This window comes from Cupriavidus gilardii, assembly GCF_008801915.1.
Classification (GTDB): domain Bacteria; phylum Pseudomonadota; class Gammaproteobacteria; order Burkholderiales; family Burkholderiaceae; genus Cupriavidus; species Cupriavidus gilardii.
The window spans coordinates 1-17,967 of sequence record NZ_VZOV01000010.1 but is presented as its reverse complement, the minus strand read 5'-3'; the positions used below and the strand labels follow the sequence as shown (position 1 = coordinate 17,967).

Below are 17,967 nucleotides of genomic sequence, written 5' to 3'. Positions count from 1 at the left end.
TAATCCGAAACGAAAGGCGAATCGCCGGTGACAATAACGGCGACAGCAGTACATATGGGGCTATAGCTCAGCTGGGAGAGCGCTTGCATGGCATGCAAGAGGTCAGCGGTTCGATCCCGCTTAGCTCCACCAAAATTCCAGCGATGACATCAGCAGTACGGTGTTGTCCGTTTCGATCAAGCGGTTCGCCGCGGCCGTCGGAACAAGACGGAACGTGTTGAAAAACAGGTTTCTGTCCCCTTCGTCTAGAGGCCTAGGACATCACCCTTTCACGGTGAGTACAGGGGTTCGAATCCCCTAGGGGACGCCAGATAATGGGCGTAATCAAACGTCCAGATTATCGGTAAAGCCTGCACCCCGGTGCGGCAATATCGATAAGCCGACTAAGGAGTGGTAGTTCAGTCGGTTAGAATACCGGCCTGTCACGCCGGGGGTCGCGGGTTCGAGTCCCGTCCACTCCGCCAAAACTGAACCCGCATGGTTAGCGCCATGCGGGTTTTTCTTTTTGGATTTTCCATCCGGTTTTCCTTTTCGTCCCGCCGACTTCTTCGCGCCGACTTCATCCCGCCGATTTCCACCAGCGATATGCCCGAAAGCGCGGGGCAGGGTGGCCGGCAATGCCGCCCCGTCCCCCTCGCTTTGCCTTCGCCGCTGTCAGCTGCGCTCTTCGCTGATGCGAATGAAATAGAAGACCAGCAGCGCACCGGCGACCGCCAGGCTCAGGCTGTTGGCCAGCCAGAAACCGGCCGCGCCGTGTGTGAAGGCCGGCATGCCCTCGATCAGCCCGAAACCCAGTACATAGCCGCCGCCCAGACCGATTCCCCACAGCGACACCGCATAGATCACCGTGGGCACCAGCGCGATCTTGTACGCGCGCAGCACGAAGGCCGTGGTCACCTGCACCGCATCGAAGGCTTGGTAGAGCGCGACGAACGTCACCAGCGGCAGCGCCGCCTGGACCACCGCCGCGTCGCTGGCATAGGCCCGCAGCACCGGCGCGCGCAGCAACCATAGCGTCGCGCCGACCGCCAGCGCCAGCGCCGCCGCCAGCCGGATCCCGCGCCAGCCGACGCGCCGCGCACCGGCACGGTCACGTGCGCCGACCGCCTGCGCCACTAGCGTCGAGGTGGCGATGCCCAGCGACAGCGGCAGCATGTAGGCGACGGCGCCAAGGTTGGCGATGATCTGGTGCCCGGCCAGCGTCACCGTGCCCAGGCGCGTGATGAAGACCGACATCAGTGTGAACGACGTGATTTCGATCAAGTAGGTCAGCCCCATCGGCACGCCCAGGCGCAGCAGCGCCCACAGATGCGAACGCATTGGCCAGCTCCATGCCGCGAAGATGGCTAGCGGGCGGTAGGCGCTGCCATGGCGCAGGATCAGTACGCCGGACAGGCACCACATCCAGCTGATCAGCGTCGAAGCCAGCGCGCAGCCCGGACCGCCCATCGGCGCCAGACCCAGCCCGCCATGGATGAACCACGCATTGAGCGGCACCTTGACCGCGAGCCCCAGCAATTGCAGCAGCGTCACCATGATCGGACGCGACAGCGCATTGTTCAGCGCCGAATAAATGCGAAAGCCCAGCGCCGCGGGCAGGCCGAACGCCTGCAGATGCAGATAGGCGGTGGCCTTGTCGACCAGTTCGGGCGGCGCCTTGGCGAAGGCCAGCAGCGGCCCGGGGAAACTGAGCAGCAGCATGCCGGGCACGGCCAGCGCGAGGCCTAGCCACGCGGCCTGCCGCACCTCGACGCCGATCTCGGCGTGGCGGCCGGCGCCATAGAGCTGGCCGGCGATCGGCGCCAGCGCCTGCAGCACGCCCATCAGGCTGATGTAGACCGTGACGTAGATCGATCCGCCCAGCCCGACCGCGGCCAGATCGGTGGCCGAGGCGCGGCCGGCCATGATGGTGTCGATCACGCTGAAGGCGATCACGGCCAGCTGGCCCACCAGCACGGGGCCGGCCAGCGCGGCAATGCGGCGAAGGTCCTGGGTCAGGGTCATGTTCGTTCGGGGGCACGGGCCGGGCGATGGCGGGACTGCCACGCGATGGCGCCGGCGGGCGCGCGACAAGGCCAGGCCCGGCGGGCAGGGCGGGCAGCGCGGCAGTCGCCGCAACCGCCGATCAAGGCTGCCGGGGCAGCCGGCGCGTGCTCTTGCGCGGCGGCACCGCGGGCTTCTCGATCAGCTGGTACATGCGGAAGCGTTCGTCGCGGTCCGACGGGCGGCGGCCTTCCCAGATCAGCCGCCATTCGAAGCGCGAGATGCTGGACGGCTCGCCGTAGTCGACCGGATCGTGCCGCAGCAGCACGTCGCAGCCGTCCTCCGGGCCGCCGAAGCGGAAATGCCCGAAGAAGGCGAACGAGGCCAGCTGCGCATCGCCCATGCGGATCGGCTGTACGCACTCGTAGGTCGACGGCAGCGCCATCGAGGCGGCCTCGGCGACATCGCGGTAGGTCTTGCCATAGTTGATCGACGGCAGCCACAGCGTCATCGCCATCACCCACATCAGCGTGGTGCCGGCGGCCGAGATCACCACCGGGCGCCAGATCTGCTTCGGCGCGCGCGACAGCCGCCAGCGTACTACCAGCACCCAGGCCGCGGTCGCCGCCAGCGCGAACAGCACCGCGCTGACGGAGAACACATGCAGGTAGCCGGGCAGCTGCTTGAAGATGTTGTTGGCGATCCGCGGCGGCCAGCCGGTCGTCTTGGCCAGCCACATGAACCAGACGGTGCCGCCGAAGATCGTGAAGAACAGCAGCGCGAACCAGTCGATCGCATTGATCGTCGCGCGTGTCAGCGTCGGCAGGCCGAAAGCCGCCAGCACCGCCATCGGCGGCAGCAGCAGGATGAACTGCACGTCGCCGGGCTGGCGCAGCATCAGCAGCAGCACGAACAGCGGCAGCAGCAGCGCCAGCGGCAGCGCGACATGGGGGCTGCGCCGCATGCCGGCCCAGCTGAGCCAGGACCAGATCGCGATCGGCCATACCGGCCACGAGAACAGGAAGAAGTTGCGCGCGACGAAGCCGATCGCGAAGCCGTTCGGCCAGCTATAGGTGCGGCGGTCGTAGCGCGACCATTCGCGGATGAAGCCGACCGCCTCGTCGCGATGCGAGGCGCCGAAGTAGGTGGCCGCCATCCACGCCGCGACCATTGCCAGCGCGATCGGCAGGGCCATCGTCAGCACGCGCCGCAACGGCAACGGCTTGCAGACCAGGCCGCCGATCAGGATCGCGGTGAACAGCACCAGCGGCAGGATCGGCCCGCTGGCCAGCGTCAGCGCGCCCAGGCCCGCGCCAAGCCACAGCGCGCCCTGGGTCGGCATGTCGAGGCTGCGCACCAGCCCATAGAGGCTCATCGCGACGAAACAGACCTGGCCGACCTGCGGCGTGGTCTCGTGGCCGCGCATCGCCAGGCCGACGCAGGCCAGGAAGATCAGCAGCGCGCCATCGGCCAGCGTGCGGCCGTAGTCGCGCGCATTGGGCTGGCCGCCGAAGGCGAAGGCGAAGGGCTGGACCTCGGCGCGGCGTCCCAGCAGGTAGGTCGCGTACCAGATGAAGGCGCAGGTCGCGAAGTAGAACAGCGCGGTGGCGAGCCGCGCGGCATCGGGCGCGCCCAGCCAGCCGCCGGCCAGCCGGATCATCGCCGCGCCAACCCAGAACACCAGCGGGCCGTCCTGCCCGTAGGGCCGGCCGGCGATATTGGGCATCAGCCAGTCCTGCCATCCACCGATGGCCAACTGCCACATCACGCCGAAGCCGGCGGCGTCCTCGTTCTTCCACGGGTCGCGGCCGAACAGGCCGACGGCGCCGTAGATGATGCAGATCGCCAGCAGCAGCGCGCGGGGCAGGGCCCCGGTGGCGGCGGCGGTCAGGTGGACGCGGGAAGCTTTGACGGGGCTCATCGATCGGTCAGCGGACTGGGCGGCGTGGTTTGGCGGCGGCGAGGCCCCGGGCGGGGCACCGAGCCTGGCGGGTGCGGTTGACTGCTTGCATTGAAGGGAAGACAGCGCCGCGCTCCACGCGTTGCAAAAGCAAAGAGGCAGCCTGGGCTGCCTCTTTTAACACAATGTGCACCGATTCCTGCAGGAAGGCGCGCATCGGACGGCGGCAGAAGGCATGCGGGATGCGCTGCCGGCGCCGTCTCTGGGTCCAGCGCCGGATTACTTCGCGGCGGCCTTGCCCAGCTTGCTGCCGAACTTCTGGCGGAACTTCTCGACGCGGCCGGCGGTGTCCATGATCTTCTGGGTGCCGGTGTAGAACGGGTGCGATTCCGACGACACTTCGATCTTGGCCAGCGGGTATTCCTTGCCGTCCTTCCAAGTGATCGTTTCCTTGGTCTGGATGGTCGAGCGGGTCAGGAAGCTGAAGTCGCACGACACGTCGACGAACACGACTTCGCGGTAATTCGGGTGAATGCCTTCTTTCATGGTGTTTCCTTGCAGGTTGGGTAGCCAGTCCGCGGCCGCCTGTTCGTGCTGGCCATGCTTGGCCATTTGCTGCTGCGCTGCTGGCGGCGAGCGAACCACTTGCCGGTGACGGACAAACGCGGATTATGGCAGAGAAACAAGGACTTGGGCAAGGTGCAACAAGCACCGCGCCGTGAAGATTCCGATGCTTCTTTATGCAGCAAGCATCACATCGATGCCGGATCCTGCCGATAGAAGGTGCTCAGCAGCCCGTACAGCACCGGCCAATGCCGCGAAAGCCCCGCCGGCTCGACGAAGAACGCCTCCGAGGCGACCGCGAAAAACTCGCCCGGCGCCTCGGCTCCATAGGGGTCGATCACGCGCACCGGCGCCGGCAGCCGGTCGGGCTCGTCCCAGACCGAGTCCGGCACCGCATCGCAGGCATCGGCGAAGCGCTGGTATTCGGCATCGAAGGTCCGCGCCCATTGGCTGCGCTGGACGCCGGCATGCAGCGCGCGCGAAAAGGGCGGCACGCCGTCGGCCTCGCCATCGAGCATGTCGAGCTTGTGGGCGAACTCGTGGATCACCACGTTGTAGGTGTCGTCGGGATGGTCGGCGGCGGCATCGAGCCCGGCGCCGGGCAGGCTCGCGTCCGGCCACGACAGGATCACGGGCCCGTGCTCCCATGCTTCGCCGCTGGCCTCCTCGACCACGCCATGCACCAGGCCGATCTCGTCCTCGACGGTCCGCCGGATGATGAATTCGCCGGGATACAGCACGATGCCGTGCCAGCCGCGATACCACTGCAGCCCGAGCCGCAGGATCGGCACGCATGCCTGCGCCGCGACGCTGACCACCATCTCGTCGGTCAGCACGAGCTCGTGCGCGGTCGAATATTCCTTGTCGGCGATGAACAGCGTGGCGAGCTCACGCAGTGCCGCCAGGTCTTCGGCGCCGTAGCGCTGCAGGAAGGGCAGCGCGGAAACGGTCTGCTGCCACAGCGCGTCGTCGATCGCGTAGCGGCGCAGCTTGCGCTGGCGCGAGCGGGCATGCAGCAGTCTGGCGAGGCGAGCGAGCATGGCGGGCAGGTGCAGGAAGAAAAAAGGCGCGCCGCGGCGCGCCTTGATCATGCGGCGATGATGCGGGCCGGCGCGGCCTCAGCCGCCGCGGCGCATCATGTCGAAGAATTCGGCGTTGTTCTTGGTCGCCTTCATCTTGTCGAGGATGAATTCCATCGCCTGCACTTCGTCCATGTCCGAGATGAACTTGCGCAGCACCCAGATCTTTTGCAGGATCTCGGGCTTGATCAGCAGTTCCTCGCGGCGCGTGCCGGACTTGTTCAGGTTGATCGACGGGTAGACGCGCTTCTCGGCCAGCCGGCGTTCGAGGTGCACTTCCATGTTGCCGGTGCCCTTGAACTCTTCGTAGATCACGTCGTCCATGCGGCTGCCGGTCTCGATCAGCGCGGTGGCGATGATCGTCAGCGAACCGCCTTCCTCGAGATTGCGGGCGGCGCCGAAGAAACGCTTCGGACGCTGCAGCGCGTTGGCGTCGACACCGCCGGTCAGCACCTTGCCCGAGGCCGGCACCACCGTGTTGTAGGCGCGCGCCAGACGCGTGATCGAGTCCAGCAGGATCACCACGTCGCGCTTCAGTTCGACCAGGCGCTTGGCCTTCTCGATCACCATCTCGGCGACCTGCACGTGGCGGATCGCCGGTTCGTCGAAGGTCGACGCCACGACCTCGCCGCGCACCGAGCGCTGCATCTCGGTCACTTCCTCGGGGCGCTCGTCGATCAGCAGCACGAACAGGTCGGCTTCGGGATGGTTGTTGGCGATCGCGTGGGCGACGTGCTGCAGCATCACGGTCTTGCCCGACTTCGGCGAGGCCACCAGCAGCGCGCGCTGGCCGCGGCCGATCGGCGCGATCATGTCGATGATGCGGCCGGTGATGTTCTCCTCGGCCTTGATATCGCGTTCGAGCGTCAGCGGCCGGTTCGGATGCAGCGGCGTCAGGTTCTCGAACATGATGCGGTTCTTGACCGCTTCGGGCGGCTGCCCGTTGACCTTGTCGACCTTGACCAGCGCGAAATAACGCTCGCCATCCTTCGGCGTCCGGACCTCGCCCTCGATCGAATCGCCGGTATGCAGATTGAAGCGGCGGATTTGCGAGGGGGAAATATAGATATCGTCCGTGCTGGCCAGATACGACGTTTCGGGCGAGCGCAGAAAGCCGAAGCCGTCAGGCAACACTTCCAGCGTGCCGTCTCCGTAGATGGTTTCGCCCATCTTGGCGCGCTTCTTCAGGATCGCAAACATCAGTTCCTGTTTGCGCATCCGCTGTGCGTTGTCGATCTCGAGGGTCGCGGCCATTTCGAGAAGGGCAGACACGTGAAGCGATTTGAGTTCTGTCAGGTGCATAGACGAGGGGTACAGATGGGCCCGGACGGGCGGAAGCAAGGGAAGGGGAAAGAAATGAGCGAACGCTCGGGGAAGTTGTAGGGGGCATCTTAGCACAATCCGACCGGCGCACCAGAGGCGGCGCGCCGGTCGGATCGAGCCGCCCGGGAGGGCGGCGATGCCTGTCGCGGCGCGCGTTGCGCGGCGCCGCGGGGGCAATTACAGGTTGCCGTCGAGGAAGGCGGTCAGCTGCGACTTCGACAGCGCGCCGACCTTCTGCGCGGCGACCTGGCCGTTCTTGAACAGGATCAGCGTGGGGATGCCGCGGATGCCGAATTTGGCCGGCACCTGCTGGTTCTCGTCGACGTTGATCTTGGCCACTTGCAGCTTGTCGCTGTAGTCCTTGGCGACTTCGTCCAGGATCGGCGCGATCATCTTGCAGGGGCCGCACCATTCGGCCCAGAAGTCGAGCAGCACGGGCTTGTCGGACTGGAGGACGTCGGCGTCGAAGGAGGCGTCGCTCACATACTTGATTTGTTCGCTCATGGCGGAAAACCTCAGGTTTCGCTCGGGGATTTCAAAAGGCTGGATTATGCCGAACCGCTACATTACACGACTTTTTCGCGGCTCGTCGGAGCCGGTCATATTGCGCCGGCTGGCGCTGCCCGGATTGGCCGCCCGGATTCGCAATACGGAAGATGGCGGCGGCGGCCCCGAATTCAACCGTCCCTTCCATCGCCCGTACGCATCGCCCGTACGCGGGCGAACCGTGCGGTCCCGGCGCCGGCGGCATCGGCCTCGTACCAGGGATGACGCCATTTTGCCGTGCCCGGCGCCGCGAGGCCAATGATGCCTTTCAATCGGCGCCAGAGATTTTGTCAATATCGCAGGCTGCGCGTCGGGTTTTCCCGAGGCACGGGGGCACCGCGCTGCCCCGCGCTTGCCGTCGGCGAGCATGGCGGGCGTAGAATGAACGCGTGCCGGACAAGTCCCGGCGCCGCTGCCACCTATCGATCAGGCCACCACCATGACGCCCGAAGACGATCCGACCCGCGACCCGATCCGCGACCCCCTGCGCGATTCCAAGCCGTTGCCCGAGGCGGATGCCGAAGGCCGGGCCGAATCCGCCGGCGCCGAGCATCTTGGCGACGCGCTGGCCCATCTGAGTACCGCCGTCGAGGAGAACAGCATTGCGGTTGGCGCGGCCAAGGGCCTCGTCTACAGCATCATCGAGACGCTCGGTACGCTGGTCGGCGATCCGGACCTGCCCGAACATGCGCGCTCCGGCTACGAAGGACTGCTCGAAACCGCGCGCGAGATCCGCGCCCGCATCGAAGGCGACCGCTCCTGAGCCCGGCCGCAATCGCGTGACGCCGGCGCGGGACCGCGCGGCGTCCGGACCGGCATGCGCCCGCGCCGGGCGCGGGCCGATGCTCCCCGATTGCCACGGATTCCGCCGGCCAAGCCTTCGCCATTTCACCCCGCTACATGACAACGCTGCGTTTCCGCCCCGGCCGCGACTTTCTCGACAATGCCGCGGCCGCGGCCTGGTATTTCCTCGATCGCTGCGAACAGCACGGCCAGAGCGCGTCCGCCGCGCATCTGGTGGTGCCGACCGCGGCGCAGATTCCGGGCGTGCGCCAGGCGCTGGACCGCGCCGCGCGCGCGGCCGGCGCACCGCGCCTGCTGCCGCGCATTCTGACGCTGGGCCATTGGCTGCTCGATTTCCCGCCGGCGATGCTGCATGGCGGCAAGGTACGCAGCCACGCCGCGCGCCTGCTCGCAGTGCAGCAGGCGATCCGCGGCCAGGACTGGTTGCGGCAGGCCTTCGGCGCGCAGACCGAACCGGCGGCCTGGGGGCTGGCGCAGACGGTGCTGACCGTCTGCGACGAGCTGTCCGCGCGATGGCTCGAGGATGCCGCCATTCGCGACGATGACGCGGTGCTTGCCGACGATCGCGCCGACCTGCTGCAGCAGGCGTTGCAACGGACCTATGCGCATCTGTCCGAGCGCTTCCTCGGCGAGGAGGCGCGCATCGTGCTGGCGTTCTGGCAGGCGCTGTCCGGACCCGACGATCCGCTGCCGGCGCGCCGGCGTGCGTTGCAGGCGCTGGCCCAGCAGCTGACCGGCCCGGTGGTCTGGCTCGGGCCGACTCCGCCGACGCCGATCGAGGCCGCCTTCCTGCGCGCCGCCGCCGACATGGTGCCGGTGCTGGAGATCGGCTACGACTGGAGCGGCGGGGCGGCCGAGGGCGAGACCAACGAGGGCGCGGCGAACGAAGCCGATCGGCAAGGCCGCGGCGATGCGGAAGCGGCGACCGGTTTGCCCTTCGATCGCGCCGGCAATGGCGATGGCGGCAACTGGTATGGCACCTTGCTCCGGCTATGGCCTGAGTGCCGTCTGCCCGCCGACACGACCGCGCTGCCCTCGCTGCCGACGCTGATGGCGCCGCGCCTGCCCGCCGATCGTCCGCGCGTGCGGCTGATCGGCAGCGCGCGCTTCGAGGACGAGGCCGCCGCCGCGGCCGACCAGCTGGTGCGCTGGCTCAACGAGGGCCGCAAGCAGCTGGCGCTGGTCGCGCATGACCGCGTGGTCGCGCGGCGGGCGCGCGCACTGCTGGCGCGCGCCGGCGCGCCGGTACGCGACGAGACCGGCTGGAAGCTGTCGACCACGCGCGCCGCCGCCGCGCTGATGCGCTGGTTCGACCTGGTGGTCGGCGACGGCGATACCGCGGCGCTGCTCGATCTGCTGAAGAGCCCGTTCTGCCTGCCGCAACTGCCGCAGCGCGGCGCCGCGATCGCGCTGCTCGAGCGGCAGGTGCGACGCCACGGCATCACCGGCGGATGGCGCCGGCTGCTGCAGCGCTTTCCGGCGACGCCGCAGGCGCAGTGGAGCGCCGACACGCTGTCCGATACCGGCCCGCATGACGACGAGCAAGCGGCCGTGCTGGCAGCGGCCCAGGGCGCCACTGCCGCGCTGCTGCGGCAGTTGGCCGGCGAGGCGCAAGCCTGGCCGCGCGGCAATGACGCGCGGCCGGTCGGCTTCTGGCTGCAGCGCCTGCAGGCCACGCTCGACGCGCTCGAGATGCGCGCCGCGCTGACCGCCGACGATGCCGGCGCGCAACTGCTCGACGCGCTGGCGCGGCTCGACGAACTGCCCGACGACGAGGCGAGCGCGACCGCCACGCTGACGCTGGCCGAATTCCGCGCGATGCTCGCCGCGCTGCTCGAAGCGGTGGCCTACAAGGAGCCGAGCGAGCCCGCCGCCGCGCGCATCACGATCCTGCCGCTGAACGGCGCGCGCATGCGCCGCTTCGACGGCGTCGTGATCGTCGGCTGCGACGACGCGCAACTGCCGTCGACCGCGGCCGAGCTGATGTTCTTCTCCAACCAGATGCGCCGCGAGCTCGGCCTCGAGGATCGCGAGGCGCGCTTTGCGCAGCAGGCGCGCGATCTGGCCGAGGTGCTGCTGAACAACGACGACGTGGTAATGACCTGGCAGCGTTTCGGCGGCCGCGGCGAGCCGAAGCATGTGTCGGGCTGGCTGGAACGATTGGCGGTGCACTGCGAAGCGGCCGGTGCGCCGATCGGGGCGAGCGTCGCACCTTCCGTACACGAGGCGATCGCCCAGGCGGGCGGCATGCCCGCGCCCTCGGCGCCCGAACTGGCCCCGGCGCGCTGGACCGCGCAGTCGTACAACATGCTGCGCCGCTGCCCGTACCAGTTCTTCGCCGGCCGCATGCTGGGCCTGGCCGGCCTGGAGGCCGTCAGCGACGATCTCGAGAAGCGCGATATCGGCGAACTGCTGCACCAGATCCTGCTGCGCTACCACCGCGACGTGCAGGCGCGGGACCTGCGCGACGATGCGGCGCGCGTCGCGCATCTGCAGGCCGTCTCGCGCGAGGTCTTCGACGGCGTGATGGCCGAGGACGGCAATGCGATCGGCTACTACCGCCGCTGGCTCGCGGTACTGCCGTCATACGTCGCGTGGCAGGCCGCGCGCGAGCGCGAGGGCTGGTACTGGCAGGCGGGAGAGCTCGACGCCGGTGCCGAGCTGCCGATGCGCGACGGCCAGCCGATCCGGCTGCATGGCCGCATCGACCGGCTCGATCGCCATCGCGACGGCCGCCATGCGGTGCTCGACTACAAGACGCAAAGCGCCGCGCGCCTGAAGCGCAAGGCGCGCGATGCGCAGGAGGATTGCCAGTTGCCGTTCTACGGCCTGCTGCGCGCCGATGCGCGCGCGGGCAGCTGGATCGCGCTGGAGGACGGCCGCAACGAGCCCCGCAGCGCCTCGCCGGCCAGCCGCCGCGAGGTTTCGCTGCCGGACTTCGGCGAGGCGGTGGCCTGGCTGCAGCAGCAGCTGACGCACGACGCGCTGCGGCTGCGCGAAGGCGCGCCGCTGCCGGCGTTCGGCGACGCGGCGGCCTGCACCTGGTGCAATGCGCGGGGGTTGTGCCGCAAGGGGTTCTGGCAGTCGACCGCGTTGCCGGACGCGGTCGCCGCGGCGCCCCGATACATGCATGACCGCCCGCCCGCGCAGCGGTCGGCAGCGCCGGGGGAGCGAACGGACGAACCATCCAACGAGCCATCGAGCAACGATCCAGGAGGACCGCTGGCATGACCGTGCACGCCTATCTGCGCGACGGCCACGACGTCAGCGAAGCCGAATTCACGCGCGCCGCCTGCGATCCGGCGCGTTCCGTGGTGGTCGAGGCCTGCGCCGGCAGCGGCAAGACCTGGCTGCTGGTGGCGCGGCTGCTGCGCCTGCTGCTGGCCGGTGCCGAGCCGAGCCAGATCCTGGCCATCACCTTCACCCGCAAGGCCGCCGAGGAAATGCGCGAGCGCCTGCTCGACGTGCTGGCGCAGCTGGCGAGCGGCACCGACGACCAGGTGCTGGCCGCGCTGGAGCAGCGCGGCCTGTCGCCCGACGCGGCGCGCGCCGCGCTGCCTCGCGCGCGCACGCTGCATGCACGCGTGCTGGCCAGCCCCGGCCGCATGGCCATCGACACCTTCCACGGCTGGTTCGGTACCTTGCTGCGCGGCGCGCCGCTGGCCTCCGGCATCGTGCCCGGCGCCGCGCTGCGCGAGGATGCGCTGCGGATGAAGCGCGAGGCCTGGGCACCGTTCTGGCGCGGCCTGTCGGCGCCCGAGGCGGCGCCGTACCGCGAAGCCTACGAGCGGCTGGTCGATGCGATCGGCGAGTTCTCGGCGCGTGCGCTGCTGGACGCGATGTTCCACGCGCGCAGCGAATGGTGGGCGATGCGCGAGGCCGCGCCCGATGAAGATCCGGCCGAGCGGCTGGCCGCCGATCTGGGAGACGACGCGCGCATCGACGTGCTCGCGCAAGCCATCGGCGATGCGGCGCTGCGCGCCGATTGCGAGGCGCTGGCGGCGATCCTGTCGCAGGGCGGCAAGACCGAGCAGGGCCATGCCGACCGCATCGGTGCCGCGCTGACGGCGATGCGGGCCTGGGCCGAGGCCGGCGCGCACAGCGGGCAGCCCGCGCAGGACGCGTTCGGCTGCTGCTGGGAGGCCTTCTTCACCGGCAAGGGCGAGCCTCGCGCGCTGCGGCGCACGGCGGCACTGGTCAAGGCCGCCGGCGGCGAGGCCGAAGCCGACGCGCTGCTGGCGCGGCACGCGGCGCTGTGCGACGCGTTGCGGCAGGCCGCCGCGCGCCGCTGCGAGGCCGCGGTGCTCGCGCTCAATCGCGACCTCTATCTGCTCGGCGATGCGTTGCTGACGCGCTATCAGCAGCACAAGGGCCAGCAGCGCGCGATGGACTTCGCCGATCTCGAATGGCTGGCGGCGCGGCTGATGCGCGACGAGCAGACCGCGACTTATCTGCAGGTGCGGCTCGACGCGCGCTATCGGCACCTGCTGCTCGACGAATTCCAGGATACCAACCCGCTGCAATGGCGCATCCTGCAGGGCTGGCTGGCCGGCTATCAGGATCTCGCGGAGCGGCCCACGGTCTTCCTGGTCGGCGATCCGAAGCAGTCGATCTATCGCTTCCGCCGGGCCGACGCGCGGCTGTTCGAGGTCGCGCGGCAGATGCTGCAGCAGGAGTTCGGCGCCACGGTGCTGCGCACCAACCGCACCCGCCGCAACAGCGGCAGCGTGCTGCGCTGGGTCAACGCAGTGTTCGACCAGGCGCGCGCCGAAGGGCGCTACCCGCTGTACGAAACGCAGACCACCGCGCTGACGCAGCAGGGCGGGCCGGTGTGGCTGCTGCCGCTGGTGCCGGCGAACGGCAATGGCGGCAACGGCGGCAACGGCGACAACGGCGGCAACGGCGAGCGCGACAGCAACGGCGACGGCAACGGCAACGGCAACGGCAACGGCAACGGCAACGGCAACGGTAACGGCAATGATGGCTCCACCATCGCCCCCGAGTCCCGCGACACGCTGACCCAGCCGCGTACGCCGCTGGGCGATTCACCGCGCTTCGAGGAGGGCCGCCGTGTCGCCGCCTGGCTGCGGCATCTTCGGGCCACCGTGCCGGTCGAGGAGGGCGACGGCCAGCGTCCGGCCTGCTGGAGCGATATCACGCTGCTGGTCCGGCGCAAGACCTATCTGGCCGACTACGAGCGCGCGTTCCGCGAGGCCGGCATTCCGTGCCTGAGCCCGCGCCGCGGGGGGCTGCTGGCCACGCTCGAGGCGCTGGACCTGTCGGCGCTGCTCGCCTTCCTGATGACGCCCGAGTCCGACCTCGATCTGGCGCACGTGCTGAAGAGCCCGCTGGTGGGCGCGGGCGACGACGATCTGATCGCGATTGCGCAGCTGGCCGGCAAGCGCCGCTGGTGGCCGACGCTGTCGGCCGGCGAGCTTCCGCAGCAGGTGTCGCCGGCCCTGCGCGAAGGATTGGCGCGGCTGCGCCGCTGGCTCGAGATCGCCCCGCATCGGCCGGTGCACGATCTGATCGACCACATCTATCACAGCGGCGAGGTGCGCCGCCGCTATGCACAGGCGGCGCCCGCGGAAATCCGCGAGCAGGTGCTGGCCAACCTCGACGCGTTCCTGAAGCTGTCGCTCGATCTCGACGGCGGCCGCTATCCGAGCCTGCCGAAGTTCATCGACGAACTGCAGGCGATCCGCCGCGGCGACGAGGACGAGAGCCCCGACGAAGGCGGCATGGGCGATGCGGCCGAAGCCGAGGCCGACGAGCCCGAGGGCGCCGACGACAGCAACGGCACGCTGGACGCCGTGCGCATCCTGACCGTGCACGCGGCCAAGGGGCTGGAGGCGCCGTTCGTGGTGCTGCTCGATGCCAACCACAGCGAGCCGGCAGCCGATCGCGCCGGCATCCTGATCGACTGGCCGCCGTCGGCCCCGGCGCCGGTGCATTTCTCCGCGTACGGCAAGCGCTCGGAGCGGGGACTCGCGCGGGCGGCACGCTTCGAAGAGCAGGCCGCGCTGGCGGAACGCGAGAACTGGAACCTGCTCTATGTCGCGATGACGCGTGCCCGGCAGGGCCTGATCGTCAGCGGCATCCAGCGCAACGGCAAGGGCGGCCCGGGGCGCAGCGAGCCGGACAGCGAGATCGCCGGCAGCTGGTACGTGCGCCTGCAGGTCGCGGCGGTCGGCGAGCCGGTGCCGGCGCTGCCGGGCGAGGATGCCGGCGTGCGCGGCGCCGCCTTCGGCGCTGCGGCGGGACCGATCCGCTTTACCGACTTCCGCGCACGCTATCGCGATGCGCCGCCCGCGACGCCGCTCGATGCCATCGGCAAGGACGACGCTGTCGAGGACGGCGAAGAGAGCCACGACGAGATCGTCTTCGATGCCGCCGCCGCTCGTCACGGCGAACTGGTGCATGCGCTGCTCGAACGGATCACGCGCTATCCCGGGGCCTACGAGGGCGTGCCGGACGCCGATGCGGTGATGCGCTGGTTCCCGCTGGCCGGCGCCGGCAGTCCGCAGGCGCGCGCCGAGTGGCGCGAGCAGGCCGAGGCCGCGGTACACGCGGTCAGTACGATGCTCGCTGCGCCGGCGCTGCGCGCGCTGCTGCTGGCCGACGGCGCGCTGAGCGCGCGCAACGAGGTCGAGCTGTACGACGCGCAGGGGCGGCTGTTGCGGATCGACCGGCTGGTGGAATTCGCCGATCGCGTGGTGGTGGTCGACTACAAGCTGCGCCTGCTGCCGCAGGAACATGCCGCCTACGCGGCGCAGCTGCGGCGCTACGAGGCCGCGCTGCGGCCGATGTTCCCCGGCCGGCGCATCGAGTCGGGCATCGCCACGGCGGACGGCGAATGGATCGCGCTGGCGCAACTGTCGACGTCCCGGCGGCCGCGGCAGGCGTCGCTGTTCTGAGCGCGCGGCCCGGCGAACGGGAATAAGATGCGAACGATGCGGGGCGATGCGGCGTCGTTGCGCTCTCCCCCGAGCCCTCTCCCGCGGGGGAAAGGGGAGACGAGATGCGGTGGCGTCAGCGTACCCGTACCCTGTACCGATGCCGCGCTCCCTTTTCCCGCCGTGCGGGAGAGGGGCTGCGGGAGAGGGCAATGTCGCGCCATCGCGAACGAATGCGAACACCATCGTTCGGCCGATCTGGCACGCTGGAGCGAACAGCTGGAGGGAAGGGCAACGCAGGAGGGGAAAAGGAAGGGGGACGAGCCTGACCCTCGGCACTGGCGGAAAACGGCTGTGGCTGCTTCGTTCCCGACCTGACCAGGTTGACCGCGCCGCCATGCGAGGAGGCCCGTCCGACCGGCATTGTAACCCAGAGCGCGAGTCCCGCGCCAAAACCTGGTGATCTGACCGATGAATGCCAACGAACAGATGATGCAGGCCGCGCTGCCGCCGCAGGAAATCTCGATCGAAGTGCTGCGCGAAAAGTACGCCAAGGGCGAAGAACGGAGCGCGGCCGATGTGCGCGCCCGCGTGGCGCGCGCGCTGGCCGAGGCCGAGCCCGAGGCGCAGCGCGAACGCTGGGCGCAGCGCTTCCTCGCGGCGCTCGAAGGCGGCTTCGTGCCGGCCGGGCGCATCCATTCGGCGGCGGGCACCCGCATCGAGGCGACGCTGATCAACTGCTTCGTGCAGCCGGTCGGCGATGCGGTGTCCGAGACCGTCGACGGCAAGCCCGGCATCTATGCCGCGGTGGCGCAGGCCGCGGAAACCATGCGCCGCGGCGGCGGCGTCGGCTACGACTTCTCGGCAATCCGTCCGTCTGGCGCGCTGGTGCGCGGCACGCATTCGCGCGCGTCGGGGCCGGTCTCGTTCATGAAGGTATTCGACGCCTCGTGCGCCACCGTCGAATCGGCCGGCGCGCGGCGCGGCGCGCAGATGGGCGTGCTGCGCGCCGACCATCCCGATATCGAGGCTTTCATCCACGCCAAGGACCGTGGCGAGCTGACCAACTTCAACCTGTCGATCGGCGTCGATGATGCCTTCATGCAGGCGGTCGAGGCCGATGGCGAGATCGAACTGGTGCACGTTGCCGAGCCCGCGCCCGAAACCATCGCCGCCGGCGCCTGGCGCCGCGGCGACGGCATGTGGGTGTACCGGCGCGTGCCGGCGCGGCAGCTGTGGGATCAGGTCATGCAGGCGACCTACGATCACGCCGAACCGGGCATCCTGTTCCTGTCGCACATCAACGACGACAACAACCTGCACTACTGCGAGCGGATCGAGGCCACCAACCCGTGCGCGGAGCAGCCGCTGCCGGCCTACGGCTGCTGCGACCTCGGTTCGATCGATCTGACGCGCTTCGTGCGCGGCCCGTTCAGCGACGCGGCGGCCTTCGATTTCGACGGCTTTCGCGCGCTGGTCGCGGTCGCGGTGCGGATGCTGGACAATGTGCTCGACGTCACCTACTGGCCGCTGCCCGAGCAGCGTGCCGAGGCGATGGCCAAGCGCCGCGTCGGCCTCGGTTTCCTGGGCCTGGGCAGCGCGCTGGTGATGCTGGGCGTGCGCTACGACAGCGAGGCCGGCCGCGCATTGGCCGCGCGCATCGCGCAGACGCTGCGCGATGCCGCCTATCTGGCCTCGACAGACCTGGCGCGCGAGAAGGGCGCGTTCCCGCTGTTCGACGCCGATGCCTATCTGCGCAGCGGCTTCGCCAGCCGGCTGCCGGAACCGGTACGCGCCGCGATCCGCGCGCACGGCATCCGCAATTCGCATCTGCTGTCGATCGCGCCCACCGGCACCATCACGCTGGCCTTCGCCGACAACGCCTCCAACGGCATCGAGCCGGCCTTTTCGTGGACCTACCAGCGGCGCAAGCGGATGGGCGACGACAGCTACAAGGTCTACGAGGTCGCCGACCATGCCTGGCGGCTGTACCGGCATCTGGGCGGCGACGTCGAGCAGTTGCCCGACAGCTTCGTCACCGCGCTGCAGATGTCCGCGCTCGACCATATGAAGATGCTCGAGGCGGTGCAGCCCTATATCGATACCAGCATCAGCAAGACCGTCAACGTGCCGGAGGACTATCCGTACGAGGCGTTCCGCAACCTGTATCTGGAGGCGTGGAAGGCCGGGCTGAAGGGCCTGGCGACCTACCGGCCCAATCGCGTGCTGGGGGCGGTGCTGTCGGTCGAGCAGGCGGGGCAGGGCGCGGCGGCGGCAGCCGCCGGTGCTGCCGCCGCCAATGGCGACGATCCGCTGCGCAAGCCCTTCGAGAGCCGGCCCGTCGGCGATCTCGAGGGCGTGACTTCCAAGGTCGAGTACCTGACGTACGAGGGCCACAAGACCGTCTACCTGACCGTCAATTTCATGCGTGTCGACGGCGTGGTCGACGGCAAGCCGGTGACGATCGAGCGGCCGGTCGAGTTCTTCATGCCGGCCGGCCAGCGCAGCGAAGGCCAGCAATGGATTACCTCGACGATGCGGCTGCTGTCGATGGTGGCGCGCTCGGGCGGCTCGATCGCCAAGGCGCTGGCCGACATGCGCAACGTGGTGTGGGACAAGGGCACCGTGCGCTACGGCACGCTGACGCGGCAGGACGGCACCGAAGTGCCGCGCTTCCACGATTCGGAGGTGGCGGCGCTCGGCTATGCGCTGCAGCGCATCCTGATCAAGCGCGGTTTTCTCGATGCCGAGGGGCAGCAGGTACCGGTGGCCGTGCTGGCCGAGCGGCTGGCGCAGCGCGAGGCCGGCCTCGCGCCGGACGCCGCGCCGCTGCAGGGCGCAGCCGCACCGGGCGCGGGCCTGCCGGTCGGCG

Annotated in this window: 10 protein-coding genes, 3 tRNA genes and 1 other RNA gene; 7 read left to right on the top strand and 7 right to left on the bottom strand. The window is 69.4% G+C overall.

Features of this window, described 5'->3' with window-relative positions; all coding sequences use genetic code 11:
- The first annotated feature begins 56 nt into the window (after positions 1-56).
- The 3 genes from F7Q96_RS13720 (at position 57) to F7Q96_RS13710 (ending at position 464) form a co-directional block, all read left to right on the top strand.
- Positions 57-132 (top strand) — tRNA-Ala (locus tag F7Q96_RS13720).
- Between the two features lie 102 nt (positions 133-234).
- Positions 235-310 (top strand) — tRNA-Glu (locus F7Q96_RS13715).
- A 77-nt stretch (positions 311-387) separates the two neighbouring features.
- Positions 388-464: transfer RNA gene (locus F7Q96_RS13710), tRNA-Asp, on the top strand.
- 190 nt (positions 465-654) lie between these two features.
- Here F7Q96_RS13710 and F7Q96_RS13705 read toward each other — a convergent pair.
- The 6 genes from F7Q96_RS13705 to trxA form a co-directional block, all read right to left on the bottom strand.
- On the bottom strand, positions 655-2,004 hold the full coding sequence (locus F7Q96_RS13705) for an MATE family efflux transporter (RefSeq protein ID WP_053822078.1): 1,350 nt from the start codon (positions 2,002-2,004) through the stop codon (positions 655-657).
- Positions 2,005-2,125: 121 nt separating this feature from the next.
- Entirely contained in the window at positions 2,126-3,904 is a 1,779-nt protein-coding gene (locus tag F7Q96_RS13700) for an ArnT family glycosyltransferase (RefSeq protein ID WP_053822077.1), read from the bottom strand.
- 258 nt (positions 3,905-4,162) lie between these two features.
- On the bottom strand, positions 4,163-4,429 hold the full coding sequence (locus F7Q96_RS13695) for a type B 50S ribosomal protein L31 (protein ID WP_053823133.1): 267 nt from the start codon (positions 4,427-4,429) through the stop codon (positions 4,163-4,165).
- Between the two features lie 206 nt (positions 4,430-4,635).
- Positions 4,636-5,487, bottom strand: coding sequence for a M90 family metallopeptidase (locus F7Q96_RS13690; protein ID WP_053823132.1), 852 nt, complete (start codon positions 5,485-5,487; stop codon positions 4,636-4,638).
- 78 nt (positions 5,488-5,565) lie between these two features.
- Positions 5,566-6,828, bottom strand: coding sequence for a transcription termination factor Rho (gene rho, locus F7Q96_RS13685; RefSeq protein WP_006578219.1), 1,263 nt, complete (start codon positions 6,826-6,828; stop codon positions 5,566-5,568).
- A gap of 198 nt (positions 6,829-7,026) precedes the next feature.
- Complete coding sequence (trxA, locus tag F7Q96_RS13680) at positions 7,027-7,353, bottom strand: thioredoxin TrxA (protein WP_006578220.1); 327 nt, start codon at positions 7,351-7,353, stop codon at positions 7,027-7,029.
- Positions 7,354-7,834: 481 nt separating this feature from the next.
- Here trxA and F7Q96_RS13675 point away from each other — a divergent pair, with 481 nt between their 5' ends.
- The 3 genes from F7Q96_RS13675 (at position 7,835) to F7Q96_RS13665 (ending at position 15,116) form a co-directional block, all read left to right on the top strand.
- A complete protein-coding gene (locus tag F7Q96_RS13675; protein ID WP_226994742.1) occupies positions 7,835-8,158 on the top strand; it encodes a hypothetical protein in 324 nt (107 codons plus the stop codon).
- Between the two features lie 137 nt (positions 8,159-8,295).
- Positions 8,296-11,430, top strand: coding sequence for a PD-(D/E)XK nuclease family protein (locus tag F7Q96_RS13670; RefSeq protein ID WP_151022845.1), 3,135 nt, complete (start codon positions 8,296-8,298; stop codon positions 11,428-11,430).
- On the top strand, positions 11,427-15,116 hold the full coding sequence (locus F7Q96_RS13665; RefSeq protein WP_151022843.1) for a UvrD-helicase domain-containing protein: 3,690 nt from the start codon (positions 11,427-11,429) through the stop codon (positions 15,114-15,116). Before F7Q96_RS13670 ends, F7Q96_RS13665 begins: the two co-directional genes overlap by 4 nt.
- A gap of 294 nt (positions 15,117-15,410) precedes the next feature.
- On the opposite strand, the gene ffs is transcribed toward F7Q96_RS13665, so the two are convergent.
- Positions 15,411-15,509, bottom strand: an RNA gene (gene ffs / locus F7Q96_RS13660) — signal recognition particle sRNA small type.
- A 57-nt stretch (positions 15,510-15,566) separates the two neighbouring features.
- On the opposite strand from ffs, the gene F7Q96_RS13655 reads away from it, so the two are divergent.
- On the top strand, positions 15,567-17,967 hold a 2,401-nt coding region (locus tag F7Q96_RS13655; protein ID WP_151022841.1), incomplete at its 3' end, for an adenosylcobalamin-dependent ribonucleoside-diphosphate reductase.